The organism is Streptomyces sp. NPDC014882 (assembly GCF_043081325.1).
Classification (GTDB): domain Bacteria; phylum Actinomycetota; class Actinomycetes; order Streptomycetales; family Streptomycetaceae; genus Streptomyces.
In genome coordinates, this window is record NZ_JBIBWL010000002.1 from 382010 (window position 1) to 395523 (window position 13514).

Genomic DNA, 13514 nt, shown 5'->3' on the forward strand with positions numbered 1-13514 from the left:
GGTGCCGTATGAGGTGGCGCACGGGGTGCGGGCGCCCGCACACGTCCTCCCCCGCCTCCGCCCCCACGTCCGCCCGCACAGGAGCCCCGCGCGGCCCTGCCCCGCAGGCCCGCCCGCGCGCCCCGGCCGCCCCGCGCGCCGCCCTCACCCGCCTCCGCCCCTCACCCGCCTTCCCCCCTCACCCGTCGGCCTCTCCCCGCAGCACCTCCGTCAGCGCGTGCAGTCGCGGGGACGCCGCCAGTTGCTCCAGCGTGACCGGCCAGCCGTCGGCGTCCGCGATCGGCAGGCGCCAGTTCGGGTACTGGTCCCAGGTGCCGGGGAGGTTCTGCGGGCGGCGGTCGCCGACGGCGTCCGGGAGCCAGACGCCGATCATGCGGGCGGGGGTGCGCAGCAGGAACCGGTGGACGGCCTGGATCTCGGCCTCCTCCGAGGAGGTGTCGCCGCCTCCGCCGGTGCCCTGGAGCAGGTCGAGCCGGGACAGCAGGTCGAGCCACTCGCCGGTGTCGGCGGCGGCCTCCGCGCGTTCCTCCTCCAGCGGGCGGGTCGACAGGCCGAGCCGGTGGCGGAGTTCGACGTGCTCGCCGGTGAGGCGGGCGGCGGTGGAGGGCAGGTCGTGGGTGGTGGCGGTGGCGAGGCAGTCGGCGCGCCAGTGGTCGGGGGGCAGCGGGCGGCCGTCGCCCTCCCAGTCGCGTTCGAACCACAGGACGGAGGTGCCGAGCACCCCGCGTTCGCGCAGGGCCTCGCGCACGCCGGGCTCCACGGTGCCGAGGTCCTCGCCGATCACCACCGCGCCGGCCCGGGAGGCCTCCAGGACCAGCACGGCGAGCATGGCCTCGGCGTCGTAGCGGACGTAGGTGCCCTCGGTGGGCGGCTCGCCCTGGGGGACCCACCACAGCCGGAACAGTCCCATCACGTGGTCGATGCGCAGGGCGCCGGTGTAGCGGAAGAGGGCGCGCAGGAGGCGGCGGTAGGGGGCGTAGCCGGACTCGGCGAGGCGGTCGGGGCGCCACGGGGGCAGGCCCCAGTCCTGACCGCGGGCGTTGAAGGCGTCCGGGGGCGCGCCGACCGACATGCCGGCCGCGAGGTGGTCCTGCTGGGCCCAGGCGTCGGCGCCGCCGGGGTGCACGCCGACCGCGAGGTCGTGCACGATCCCGAGGGGCATGCCGGCCTCCCGCGCGGTGCGCTGGGCGGCGGTGAGCTGGGCGTCGGTGAGCCAGGCGAGGCGGGAGTGGAAGTCGACGCGGTCGATCAGGTCCCGCCGGGCCCGGGCGGTCTCGGCGGAGCGCGGGTCGCGCAGTCCCCGCGGCCAGCGGTGCCAGTCGGAGCCGTGCACCTCGGCCAGCGCGCACCAGGTGGCGTGGTCCTCCAGGGACCGCCCCTCGCGGGCGAGGAAGTCGCAGTAGGCGGCGCGCCGGCCGGGCCCGAGGGGGACGGCGGCGATCAGCTCCAGCGCCTCCCGCTTCAGCTCCCACACGGCGTCCCGGTCGATCAGCGCCCCCTTGTCGAGGACGGCCTCCCGCAGCCGCGCGGCGCTCTCCCGCAGCCCTCGCAGCCGCTCGGGGCTGCCGGCGTACGCGAACTCGGGGACGTCCTCGATCCGCAGGTGCACCGGGTCGGGGAAGCGGCGTGAGGAGGGCCGGTACGGGGACGGGTCGGTGGGGGTGCCGGGGACGGCCGCGTGCAACGGGTTGACCTGCACGAAACCGGCGCCGAGCGCCCGTCCGGACCAGTCGGCCAGTTCGGCGAGGTCCCCGAGGTCGCCCATGCCCCAGGAGCGGTCGGACAGCAGGGAGTAGAGCTGGACGAGGAGGCCGTACGAGCGTCCGGCGGGCGCGGGCAGCCGGGGCGGGGCCACGATCAGGTGGGCGCGGGCGCCGCGGCCGTCGGGCGCGGTCGCGGTCACCGTGTGGACGCCGGGCGGGAGCCGGTCGAGGGAGGCCCGGGTCTCGCCCTGCTCGGTCTCGATCCGCAGGCGGGTGCCCTCGGGAAGGGCGGCGAGGGCGTCGGGCTCGGCGCCGCCGCTCCAGTGGACCACGGTCGGCGGCAGCAGCCGTTCGGCCAGTTCGCGTTCCCGGCCGGCCAGCGCGGCACGGGTCGCCTCCGGGGTGCCCGCGTCCACGCCGAGGGCCGCCAGGGCACGGGTGACGGCGGCGGCCGAGGCGGTGACCGTGCGGTCCGGGGAGGGCCGGTAGGAGACGGCGACGCCGTGCAGCGCGGCGAGCCGGGCGAGGTCCTCTCCGAGGGGCGCGGTCATCTACGGCCTCGTGGAGTCGGAGTCCGCGGCGGCGAGCGGCGGTTCGCTGGTGAGGGGTTCGGCGTCGGGCAGCGGGGGCTCGCTGGTCAGCGGGGCCTCGGCACGGGCGCCCTCCGCGCCGCACGCGTACGGGTGGGATTCCTCGGCGCAGGCGGACGGCACCGCCGGGCGTTTGGACTGGACCGGGAGCAGTCGGTGTGCCGGTGCGATCACGATGGCCTCCTCGTTCGGGGACGGCGCCGCCGTACGGGGTACGCGGCGTCGTCGTACGGCGCTCGACGGCGGCGGACGGTGTCTGGCGGTGCCTGTCGGCGCCCTACGGTGTCCGGCGGTGTTCACGGGTTACCGCAAAAGCCCTACCCAGCGGGCGCGGCGGCAGACGTCCCCGGATCGGACACCACGCGTCTCGTCACATTCCTCACCCTGACATTCTCCCCAATACGGGTCGATCGCGGCGGACCGCGCGCCGTCCGGACCGCGGCGTGAACCGCCGGCGCCGGGCCGCCCGACAGAGAGGGTGTGAGACTGTTCCGCCCCATGAGGGGCCACGGCGAGAGCGGCACGGACGCGGCGCTGCTCCGGTCCGTCGCCGACGGGGACGCCCGTGCCCTGGCCGTCCTGTACGACCGGCACGCGGGCTGGCTGCACGCGCGGCTCACCCGGCGCTGCGCCGATCCCGAGGTGGTACGGGAGGTGGTGCAGGACACGTTCGTGACCGTGTGGCGGTCGGCGGGCGGCCACGGGGGCGGGGAGGCGGGCGGCTGGCTGTGGACCATCGCCGCCCGGCGACTGGTCGACGCGCGGCGGGCGCAGGAGCGCTCCGCGCGGATCGAGACGGCCCCGATGGACACCGAGCGGGTGGAACGGGTGCCGGCGGCGGCCCTGCCGTCCGCGGAGGAACGGGTGCTGGCGGGGCTGGAGTTCGGCGACGTCGGCACCGCCCTCGACCGGATCCCGCCCGAGCTGCGGGAGGTGCTGCGCGTGACCGTCGTCGACGGGCTCACCACCCGCGAGGCCGCCCGGCTGCTCGGCATCCCCGAGGGCACCGTCAAGACCCGCGCCATGCGCGCCCGTGCCGAACTGCGCGCGGCGCTGGCCCAGTCGCACCCGACTCCGGCGGGAGGCCCGGTATGAACACCGTCCGACGGCACGTGACCGACGCCCTGGCCGCCCGCTACGCCGACGGCACCCTCCCGGAGTCCGGCGCCCGGCCCCTGGAGAGGCACCTGGAGCACTGCGCGGCCTGCGCGACCCGCGTGTCCCGCGCGGTGCGGGAGGGTGCCGCGGGGGCCGTTCTGGAGCAGGTGCGGGAGGCGGTGCTCCGAGAGGCCTCGGCCCCCGCACCGGCGGTGGAGCCGGCCCTCGCACCGACGGCGGCCCCCGCAGCGGCACCGGCCCCGGCCCCGGCGGTCGGGGCCACGTCACCGCTTCCGGCGCCCTCGCCCGCCCCCGCCGTCCCCTCTCCCCGCTTCCCCCGCTTCCCCCGCTCCCCCCGTGCCCGCCTCCGGTCGTCGCGCGCCGTCGGCGGCTTCGCCGCGCGCCGCGTCGGCCGCTCCTCCCGCCGGGCGGCGGGCGCCGGACCCGCGCCGGCCCGCGCCCCCCGCCTCGCCCGCGTCCTGTGGGCGGCGGGCCCCGCCGTGCGGGGGGCCTGGTCCGTCGCCGTGGTGGCCGTGGCGCTGGGGGCGGTCGCGTTGGCGTACGGGGCCGGGGTGACCGGGGCGCGGCCGTTGCTGCTGGCCCTCGCGCCGGTCGTGCCGGTCCTCGGGGTGGCCCTGTCCTACGGGCCGCACGCCGACCCGGTGCACGAGATCGCCGCGGCCTCACCCGCCGGCGGGCTGCGGCTGCTGCTGACCCGGACGGCCGCCGTGCTGCTGGTCAGCCTGCCGCTGCTGACGCTGGCCGGGCTGCTGCTGCCCGGCTCGGGTGCGCCGGGCGCGGCGGCCTGGCTGCTGCCGGGGCTCGCGCTGACGCTGGCCACGCTGGCCCTGGCCGGGTACGCCGGTTCCCGCGCCGGCGCGGCGGTGACCGGCGGGGGCTGGCTGTGCGCGGTGCTCGCACCGGCGCTGGCCTCGCCGTCCGGCGCCCCGCTGACCCGGCTGGCCGAACAGCTCACCGCCGTCCTGGACGGCCCCCTCGCCCAGGGTGCGTGGGCGGCCGCGGCGGTGCTCTCCGCCACCGCGCTGGCCGCCCGCCGTTCCGCCTACGACCGGACGCCCTGACGCACACCCGGCCCCGACGCACACCCGCCCACGGGCCGGCCCCCGCCCCACATCCGCCCACCGACCGGCACCCCCGTGCCCGTCCACCCACCGACCGGCACCCCCATGCCCGTCCACCCACCGACCGGCACCCCCATGCCCGTCCACCCACCGACCGGCACCCCCATGCCCGTCCACCCGATGGAGATTCCTTGAGCACGATACGAGTGACCGGACTGCGCGTCCGGCACCGCCGAACCGTCGCCCTCGACGGGGTGGACCTCGCCCTGGACCGGGGGGTGCACGGCCTGCTCGGGCCGAACGGCGCCGGGAAGACCTCGCTGATCCGGGTGCTGGCGACGGTCGTGCCGCCCGCCGGGGGGCGGGTGGAGATCCTCGGCGAGGACGTGGGCGAGGCCGGGCGGCGCCGCGCGGTGCGCAGCAGACTGGGCTACCTCCCGCAGGAGTTCGGGCACTACCCGGGCTTCACGGTCCGTGAGTTCGTCGCGTACGTGGCCTGGCTGAAGGAGCTGCCCGTCGCCGACACCCCGGCCGCCGTGGAGAGGGCCGTCGAACGGGTCGGTCTCGGCGACCGCATCGACGCGAAGGTGCGGACGCTGTCCGGTGGCATGGTCCGCCGGGTCGGCATCGCGCAGGCCCTCGTCAACGACCCCGACGTGGTGCTCCTGGACGAGCCCACCGCGGGCCTGGACCCCGAGCAGCGGGTGGAGTTGCGGGCGCTGCTGCGCTCGCTGGGCGCCTCCGCCACGGTGGTCGTCTCGACGCACCTGGTGGAGGACGTGGCCGCCGCCTGCACGGAGGTCACCCTGCTGGACGCGGGCCGGGTCGCCTACCGCGGCACCCCCGGCTCGCTGAGCGCGCTGGGCGCGGACGGCACCGGCGACGGGGTCGGCGACAACCCGGTCGAACGCGGTTACACGGCGGCGCTGCGGGCCCACCGCGCCCGCCCCGCATCCCGGGAAGGGGCGAAGCGATGAGCCGTACGGTCACGGCGCCGAGGCGCGCACCGGTCCGCGTGCACCCGTTGCGCGCCGAGGCGCTGCGCGGGTTCGCCCCCTGGGCGGGACTGGCGGTCCTCGTGGCGACCGCCGGACTGCTGGCCGCGGGGGCGGACCGCTGGCAGGGCGGCTGGGCCGAGACCCGTGCCGAACTGCACGCCGTGCTGCTGGTCGTCCTGCCGCTGGCCGCGGCGGCGGGGTGCCGGCAGGGCGGACGGGAGCGCCGGCGCCGCACGGAGGAACTGTGGGGGACGGCCACTCGCGGGCCACTGGCGCGGTTCCTCGCGTCGGCGCTCCCGGTGGCCGCGTGGACGACGGCCGGGTACGCGACGGCGGCGGCCGGGGCACTGCTGGCGACCTGGCCGTACGCCCGGGGGGACGGGCCGGGCCCGGAGCTGCTGCCGGCGGACGCGGTGGCGGTGGCGGCCGCCGCGGTGGCCGGTCAGGTGGTGGGGCGGCTCGTCCCCCGACGGCCGGCGGCGCCGCTGCTGGCGGCCTGCGGGTACGCCGCGCTGGGCCTGGCGTCGCGGGCGGACGCCGGTGCCGGCCGTGCCCTGAACCCGGCGCTCCCCGTCCCGGAGGACCTGGTTCCGGTGGTGTGGCAGCCCGTGGCCGCGACGGTGTGGGTGGCCGGCCTCGCGGCGGCCGCCGTGCTGGCGTACGCGGCGCGGCGCCGGTACACGGCCCTGCTGCCGCTCGCGGCGGCGACGGCGGCGGGTGCGCTGCTGGTGCAGGGCGGTGCCGGGCTGTGGCACACCGATCCGGTCGGCGAGCGTCAGGTCTGCGACACCTCGACCACCCCGCAGATCTGCGTGAACGCCCGCTACGGAGACCTGCTGCCCCAGGTCAGGAACGCCCTCTCGGGTGTCACCGGCCGACTGGAAGGCGTACGGAACCTGCCGGTCCGGTTCGAGGACCGGCCGGGCGCACCCCGCCCCGGGGAGGCGGAGCTGCCCCTGCTGACGCCGATGGGCCGGTCCTTCGTACGGGGCGGGCTGACCGATCCCGAGCAGTACGCGTGGGAGGCCGTGGCGGCGCTCCAGGGCCGCGGCGACTGCGGGGGCCCGTCGGACCCGCGGGTGAGCCGCGCGGACGACGCCGTGGCGAACCTCCTCGCGCCGGGGCCCGCCCAGGAGCACTTCGACGCACTGGACGCCCGCGGCGACGAGGCCGCCCGTGCCGGGCTGCGCGAACGGCGGGCCGCCCGGGCGCGCCTCGCGTCGATGCCCGCGGACGAGCGCCGTGCCTGGCTGACGCGGTACTTCGCCACGGCGGGCGACTGCGATCCGGACGGGGTGCCCGCGCTGTGACCGGAGTCCTGCCGCACGCCCGTTCCCGCGACCCGTCCCGGACACCGGCCGCGCCCGCCGGGCGGGCGGCGCCCCCGGTCCGGCTCGGGCGGGGACCCTGGTCGCCGTGGTCCCGGCACCGGCCGCCGCGAGGATCCCGGCGTCGTCCGGCGCGGCCTGACGGGCGGTCACGGTGCGGGCCGGACCGGGCCGACGCGGCCGGCCGGACCTGAGAGCGGGCGGCCGGACCTGAGAGCGGGCGGCGGCCGGCACGGCGTCCGTGCCGGCCTACGGCCTGTCCGGGGCGTGCGGGGCCACCGGGAGCGCGGCACGCGCGCCGGCCGGTGTCCGGCCGGCACGCGCTCCGGCACGGGCCCGACCCGGAGCGTCCCGTGGCGGATCGGCGCCACGGGGCACGCGGCCGCGGAGAACGCGAAGGCCCGGAGCGGTCAGGCGGAGATGCCGTCGATCCGGGCCAGGGCGTCGTCCGCGCCGTACGGTTGCAGGTACGGCAGCCAGCGCGGGTCCCGGTGGCCGGTCCCGATGATGCGCCAGGCCAGACCGGTGGGCGGGGCGGGTTTGTGCCGCAGCCGCCAGCCGATCTCCACGAGGTGGCGGTCGGCCTTGACGTGGTTGCAGCGCCGGCAGGACGCCACGACGTTGTCCCAGACGTGCTTGCCCCCGCGGCTGCGCGGGATGACGTGGTCGACGCTGGTTGCGACGCCACCGCAGTACATGCACCGGCCCCCGTCGCGGGCGAAGAGCGCCCGGCGGGTGAGAGGAACGGGCCCCCGGTAGGGAACCCGGACGAATCGCTTGAGCCGGACCACGCTGGGCGCGGGAACCGTGACGGTCGCGCTGTGCAGGAAGGCGCCGGATTCCTCGAGGGAGACGGCCTTGTTCTCCAGGACGAGGACGAGCGCGCGGCGGAGCGGTACGACGCCGAGGGGCTCGTACGACGCGTTCAGGACCAGGACATGCGGCACGGATGCCTCCTTGGGCGTCGGCGGCGCGTGGCTCGCGCCGGGACGATCTGAGGTCAGTCTCCCCTCTTGCCTGGTGGACGCGCCACCATGTCCCGGTAACGGGCCGGGAGTGTTTTCGACCACACCGGAATACATCCCCCGCGCCCCTGCCTGTTCAAGCGCGGGTGAGCACGGTCTCTCCTCCGGACATCCCGCCGGGGCACACACGATGCCCCGTTAGTGTGGTGCCCCTGCACCACCGGTGACCTTTTCGTGACCTGGACCACCTTGACCGCCGCGCCGGAGGGAGCAGCGCCGCACCTGGAGGTACCTGCCGTGTCCTTGTCCGCCGTCCTGAGGGCCGCCGGCTCGTCGCCGTCGCCGACCCCTTCGGAGTCGCCGACCTCCGTGATCGTCCCGACCCTGCAGGACGCCCAGGAGGGCGCGACGAACGCCGCGAGCTGGGTCGAGGAGAACTGGACGACCTGGCTCGCGATCGGCCTGCGGGTCCTGCTGATCCTGGTGATCGCCGCGGTGCTGCGCATGGTGGTGCGGCGGGCCATCACCAAGTTCATCGACCGCATGAACCGCACGGTCCCGGCGGGCGACGGCACGGGGCTGGGCGGCCTGCTGGTCAACGTCGAGCGGCGCCGCCAGCGGTCGCAGGCGATCGGCTCGGTGCTGCGGTCGGTGGCGAGCTTCCTCATCCTCGGCACCGCCGCCCTGATGGTCCTCGGCGCCTTCGAGATCGACCTGGCCCCGCTGCTGGCGTCCGCCGGTGTCGCGGGCGTGGCGATCGGTTTCGGCGCCCGCAACCTGGTCACGGACTTCCTGTCCGGCGTGTTCATGATCCTCGAGGACCAGTACGGCGTCGGCGACAAGATCGACGCGGGCGTCGCCTCCGGAGAGGTCATCGAGGTCGGCCTGCGCGTGACCAAGCTGCGCGGCGACAGCGGCGAGATCTGGTACGTCCGCAACGGCGAGGTCAAGCGGATCGGCAACCTCTCGCAGGGCTGGGCGACGGCCGGGGTGGACGTCACGGTCAAGGCGTCCGAGGACCTGGACCGCGTCCGGGCCACCCTCGTCGAGGTCGCCGAGAAGATGAACAAGGAGGAGCCCTGGAACGAGCTCCTGTGGAGCCCGATCGAGGTGCTCGGCCTGGACAGCGTCCTGATCGACTCCATGGTGGTCCGCGTCTCCGCGAAGACGATGCCCGGCAAGTCCCTCACCGTCGAGCGCGAGCTGCGCTGGCGGATCAAGCGCGCGTTCGACGCGGCGGACATCCGTATCGTCGGCGGCGCCACGGTCCCGCCGGAGCAGGACCCGGACAACGACCCGACGGCCGCCGTCGCCGCCCCGTCGGTGTACTCCAACCCGGGCTCCCCGCAGGCGGCGGCCGCCTCCCCGCTGACGCCCCTGACGCCGCCGGGGCCGTCGAAGTAGCGCGGGTTCCACAAGGCGACGCCCGTCCCGGCGAAGGGGCGGGCGTTCCCGCGTCCCGCGCCGTCTCCCCCTTCGCACCCCGTCTCCCCCCTTTCGCGCCCCCTCCCTTCCTTCGCGCCGCCTTCCCCTCCTTCGCGCCCCCGGTCTCCCCCCTCTTTCCCGCGCCTCCGCCTCCCCCTTGACGCCCTCCGGACGCCGAACCTACCTTCCCTGCACCGGACAGGAAACCTTCCTGACAGTGGTCGGGCGCGGAGCGCGAGCGCCTCGGCGGGCTTCCCGCCGGGATCACCGAGAGGCCGGGAGGCCGAGAAGGGCAGGTGCGGACCGCATGGCGGGAACCGCCGGAACGCCGGGCACGCCGCGCGTCCTGCGTGCCATGAACGACCGCGCCGCCCTGGACCTGCTGCTGGCCCACGGCCCGCTGTCGCGCGCCCGGGTCGGCAGGCTCACCGGCCTGTCCAAGCCGACCGCCTCCCAGCTCCTGGCCCGCCTGGAGGCGGCGGGGCTGGTCCTGGCCACCGGCACCACGGAGGGACGGCCGGGGCCGGGTGCCCGGCTGTACGGGGTGAACCCGGCCGCCGGTCACGCCGCCGGTCTCGACGTCACTCCCGAGCGCGTCCTGGCGGCCGTCGCCGACGTCACCGGCCGCACGGTGGGCACGTACGAGGTGCCGACGGCGGGCGGAAGGGGCGCGGGGGCCGTCGTGGGACAGGTCACCGAGGCGCTGGACGGCGCGGTGAAGGCCGCCGGGCTCGCCCGGGACGACGTGCGGCGGCTGGTCGTCGCCACGCCGGGGGCCTTCGACCCCACCACCGGCCGGTTGCGCTACGCCTCCCACCTGCCGGGCTGGCACTCGCCCGCGCTGCTCGACGAGCTCGCGGCGGCCCTGCCGATGCCGGTGGAGTACGAGAACGACGTCAACCTGGTGGCCGTGGCCGAACAGCGGCTCGGCGCGGCCCGCGGGCACGAGGACTTCGTGCTGCTGTGGAACGAGGGGGGCCTCGGCGCCGCCCTCGTCCTCGGCGGCCGGCTGCACCGCGGCTGGACCGGCGGCGCGGGCGAGGTCGGCTTCCTGCCGGTGCCGGGCGCACCCCTGGTCCGGCAGGTCACCCGGGCCAACAGCGGCGGCTACCAGGAACTCGCCGGTTCCCAGGTCCTGCCGCAGCTGGCCCGCGAACTGGGCGTCACCGGCATCGGCCGGGGCCCGTACGCCGAGACCGCCGCCGCCCTCGTCGCGCGGGCCGCCGCCGCGCAGGACGGCCCGCTGCGGGAGCTGCTGGGCCTCTACGCGACCCGGCTGGCGACCGGCCTCGCCTCCCTGGTCGCCGTCCTCGACCCCGAACTCGTCGTCCTCGGCGGCGCCTGCCTGACCGCGGGCGGCGAGGCGCTGCGGGCCCTCGTCCAGGCCGAGCTGGAGGAGCTGGCCGCGTCCCGGCCGAAGCTCGTCGTCGGCACCGTCACCGAACGGCCGGTGCTGCGCGGCGCCCTGGAGAGCGCGCTGGCGGCCACCCGCGACGACGTGTTCGACACCTCGCGCTGACCGCCCCCGGTGCCCCCCGCCGCCCTCGCCGTCCCCGTTCCCCTACGCCTGCCCCTAGCCATCGTCATCGTCGTCGCACCCGTCCCTGGGAGGCCCCCGCCATGCCCGCACGGATCCCCGAGGCGCCCCGGAAGGCGACCTGGAGAGCACCCCGGGAAGCAGTCCGGGAAGCGGCTCTCGCCCTGACCTCCGTGCTCGCCGCGTTCGCCGGGGTCGCCGTGTTCGCCGTGTTCGCCGGGGGCGTCGCCCCGACCGGAGTGAAGGGTTAGCCCGGACATGAAGCTCACCGTGGTCGGCGGAGGCTCGACCTACACACCCGAACTGATCGACGGCTTCGCCCGCCTGCGGGACACCCTGCCCATCGAGGAGCTGGTCCTCGTCGACCCGGCGGCCGGGCGGCTGGAGCCGGTCGGCGGGCTCGCCCGGCGCATCTTCGCCCGGCAGGGCCACCCCGGCCGCATCGTCACCACCGCCGACCTGGACGCGGGCGTCGACGGCGCCGACGCGGTCCTGCTCCAGCTCCGCGTCGGCGGACAGGCCGCCCGCCGGCAGGACGAGACCTGGCCCCTGGAGTGCGGCTGCGTCGGCCAGGAGACGACCGGCGCCGGCGGCCTGGCCAAGGCGCTGCGCACGGTCCCCGTGGTCCTCGACATCGCCGACCGGGTCCGCCGCGCCAGCCCCCGGGCCTGGATCATCGACTTCACCAACCCGGTCGGCATCGTCACCCGCGCCCTGCTGCGGGCCGGGCACCGGGCGGTCGGGCTGTGCAACGTGGCCATCGGCCTCCAGCACAGGTTCGCCGGTCTGCTGGGGGTCGCCGCGTCCGAGGTCCACCTCGACCACGTGGGCCTCAACCACCTCACCTGGGAGACGGCGGTGCGCCTCGGCGGCCCCGGGGGCGAGGACGTCCTGCCCGCGCTGCTGACCGGCCACGGCGACGCGATCGCCGCCGGCCTGCGCCTGCCGCGCACCCTGCTGGACCGGCTCGGCGTGGTCCCGTCGTACTACCTGCGCTACTACTACGCCCACGACGAGGTCGTGCGCGAACTGCGCACCAAGCCCTCGCGGGCCGCCGAAGTGGCGGAGATGGAGAAGAAGTTGCTGGAGATGTACGCCGATCCGGCGCTGGACGAGAAGCCGGCGCTGCTCGCGGAGCGGGGCGGCGCCCACTACTCCGAGGCGGCCGTGGACCTGGCGGCCGCGCTGCTCACCGGCTCCGGCAGCCCGCACCAGGTGGTCAACACCCGCAACGACGGCACGCTGTCCTTCCTCCCCGACGACGCGGTGATCGAGGTCCAGGCGGCGGTCGGCCCCGAGGGCGCCACCCCGCTGCCGGTGAGGCCGGTGGACCCGCTGTACGCGGGCCTGACGGCGGCCGTCACCGCCTACGAGGACCTCGCCCTGGACGCGGCGCTGCGCGGCGGCCGCGACCGCGTCTTCCGGGCCCTCCTCGCCCACCCCCTGATCGGCCAGTACGCGTACGCCGAGCGGCTGACCGACGCACTCGTCGCGCACAACCGGGAGCACCTCGCGTGGGCCTGACCGCGGGTGTCCTCGCCGTCGACGCGGGCAACAGCAAGACCGACGTGGCGGTCGTGGCGGCCGACGGGGAGGTGCTCGCCACGGCCCGCGGCGGCGGCTTCCGGCCGCCCGCGGTGGGCGTGGGTCCCGCCGTGGACGTCCTCGCGGACGCCGTCACGCGCGCGTACGCCGCCGCGGGCGTCACCTCGGTGACCCGTGTCTCGGCCTGCCTCGCGGGCGCCGACCTGCCCGTCGAGGAGGAGCGGTTGGCGGCGGCGCTGCGCGAACGGGCCTGGGGCGCGGCCGTCGAGGTCCGCAACGACACCTTCGCGATCCTGCGGGCGGGCGTCGCCGAACCGCGGGGCGTGGCCGTCGTGTGCGGCGCCGGCATCAACTGCGTCGGCATGCGCCCCGACGGCCGCACCGCCCGCTTCCCGGCGCTCGGCCGGATCTCCGGTGACTGGGGAGGCGGTTGGGCCCTCGCGGAGGAGGCCCTGTGGCACGCGGCCCGGGCCGCGGACGGCCGGGGTCCCGCCACCGCCCTGGCGCACACCCTGCCGGCCCACTTCGGCCTCCCCACGATGTACGCCCTCATCGAGTCCCTCCACCTGGAACGCCTCCCCGCCTCCCGCCGCCACGAGGTGACCCCGGTCCTCTTCGCGACGGCCTCCGACGGCGACGCGGTGGCCCGCGCGGTCGTCGACCGCCTGGCGGCGGAGGTCGCCGGCATGGCCGCGGTCGCCCTGGCCCGCCTGGACCTCCTGGCGGAGGAGACCCCGGTGCTCCTGGGCGGCGGAGTCCTCACCGCGGGCCACCGCCGGCTCGACGACGGCATCGGCGAACGGCTGGCCGCCAGAGCGCCGAAGGCGGTCCCGAGGGTGGTACGGCAACGCCCGGTGCTGGGAGCCGCGTTGCTGGGCCTGGACGGACTGGGGGCGGGCCCCGCCGCGCTGGCGAGGGTCCGCGCCCACTTCGCGCACTGACCGGTACGGGAGGGGCGGCCACCGCCGGCCCGCGCACCCGCGGCGGACGGACCCGCCCCTCCGCCTCTCTCTTCTCTTCTCTCCCCACGCGTGACCGCCGCCCTTCAGGGGCGCGGGGAGCCGCGCGACCAGCCGCAGACGCCCCGCGCCCGGCCCGCACCGCCCCCACACGCGTGACGGCGGACGCCCGGGGGCGCGGGGAACCGCGCGACCAGCCGCGAACGAGCCTTGTCACCCCGCGCCGCCCCCCGCCCCGGAACCGAACACCCGTCCCCGACGTGTTCACTCGCGGGGCGGGCAGC

12 protein-coding genes are annotated in these 13514 nt (G+C 77.1%); 9 read left to right on the forward strand and 3 right to left on the reverse strand.

Translation table 11 applies throughout. The features are described 5' to 3' along the window. Nucleotides 1-178: 178 nt before the first annotated feature. Both malQ and ACF09K_RS06245 read right to left on the reverse strand, forming a co-directional pair. Nucleotides 179-2254, reverse strand: coding sequence for a 4-alpha-glucanotransferase (malQ, locus tag ACF09K_RS06240; protein ID WP_392241321.1), 2076 nt, complete (start codon nucleotides 2252-2254; stop codon nucleotides 179-181). Beyond that, nucleotides 2255-2467, reverse strand: coding sequence for a hypothetical protein (locus ACF09K_RS06245; protein WP_392241322.1), 213 nt, complete (start codon nucleotides 2465-2467; stop codon nucleotides 2255-2257). 324 nt (nucleotides 2468-2791) lie between these two features. Between ACF09K_RS06245 and ACF09K_RS06250 the strand changes: the two genes are divergently transcribed. The 4 genes from ACF09K_RS06250 (at nucleotide 2792) to ACF09K_RS06265 (ending at nucleotide 6781) form a co-directional block, all read left to right on the forward strand. Further along, nucleotides 2792-3388, forward strand: a complete 597-nt coding sequence (locus tag ACF09K_RS06250) for an RNA polymerase sigma factor (RefSeq protein ID WP_392241323.1) — start codon at nucleotides 2792-2794, stop codon at nucleotides 3386-3388. Then, nucleotides 3385-4473, forward strand: a complete 1089-nt coding sequence (locus ACF09K_RS06255; protein WP_392241324.1) for a zf-HC2 domain-containing protein — start codon at nucleotides 3385-3387, stop codon at nucleotides 4471-4473. The genes ACF09K_RS06250 and ACF09K_RS06255 overlap by 4 nt, the downstream gene beginning before the upstream one ends. Before the next feature lie 191 nt (nucleotides 4474-4664). Next, a complete protein-coding gene (locus ACF09K_RS06260) occupies nucleotides 4665-5450 on the forward strand; it encodes an ABC transporter ATP-binding protein (RefSeq protein ID WP_392241325.1) in 786 nt (261 codons plus the stop codon). Beyond that, nucleotides 5447-6781 (forward strand): hypothetical protein, encoded by a 1335-nt coding sequence (locus ACF09K_RS06265; RefSeq protein ID WP_392241326.1) that lies wholly within the window; start codon nucleotides 5447-5449, stop codon nucleotides 6779-6781. The genes ACF09K_RS06260 and ACF09K_RS06265 overlap by 4 nt, the downstream gene beginning before the upstream one ends. A 428-nt stretch (nucleotides 6782-7209) precedes the next feature. Here the strand turns inward: ACF09K_RS06265 and ACF09K_RS06270 are convergent, their stop codons facing one another. Next, nucleotides 7210-7746: an HNH endonuclease gene (locus ACF09K_RS06270; RefSeq protein ID WP_067244152.1), complete on the reverse strand. Its 537-nt coding sequence runs from the start codon at nucleotides 7744-7746 to the stop codon at nucleotides 7210-7212. Between the two features lie 315 nt (nucleotides 7747-8061). On the opposite strand from ACF09K_RS06270, the gene ACF09K_RS06275 reads away from it, so the two are divergent. The 5 genes from ACF09K_RS06275 to ACF09K_RS06295 all read left to right on the forward strand — a co-directional run bounded on the left by ACF09K_RS06275 (nucleotide 8062) and on the right by ACF09K_RS06295 (nucleotide 13212). Continuing rightward, nucleotides 8062-9168, forward strand: a complete 1107-nt coding sequence (locus ACF09K_RS06275; protein WP_392241327.1) for a mechanosensitive ion channel family protein — start codon at nucleotides 8062-8064, stop codon at nucleotides 9166-9168. Between the two features lie 328 nt (nucleotides 9169-9496). Then, nucleotides 9497-10708 carry an ROK family protein gene (locus ACF09K_RS06280; protein WP_392241328.1) on the forward strand — a complete coding sequence of 404 codons (1212 nt, stop codon included), beginning with the start codon at nucleotides 9497-9499 and terminating at the stop codon, nucleotides 10706-10708. Between the two features lie 101 nt (nucleotides 10709-10809). Beyond that, complete coding sequence (locus tag ACF09K_RS06285) at nucleotides 10810-10977, forward strand: hypothetical protein (RefSeq protein ID WP_392241329.1); 168 nt, start codon at nucleotides 10810-10812, stop codon at nucleotides 10975-10977. Nucleotides 10978-10984: 7 nt separating this feature from the next. Further along, a complete protein-coding gene (locus tag ACF09K_RS06290) occupies nucleotides 10985-12250 on the forward strand; it encodes a 6-phospho-beta-glucosidase (protein WP_392241330.1) in 1266 nt (421 codons plus the stop codon). Further along, entirely contained in the window at nucleotides 12241-13212 is a 972-nt protein-coding gene (locus tag ACF09K_RS06295) for an N-acetylglucosamine kinase (RefSeq protein ID WP_392241331.1), read from the forward strand. Before ACF09K_RS06290 ends, ACF09K_RS06295 begins: the two co-directional genes overlap by 10 nt. Nucleotides 13213-13514 lie beyond the last annotated feature (302 nt).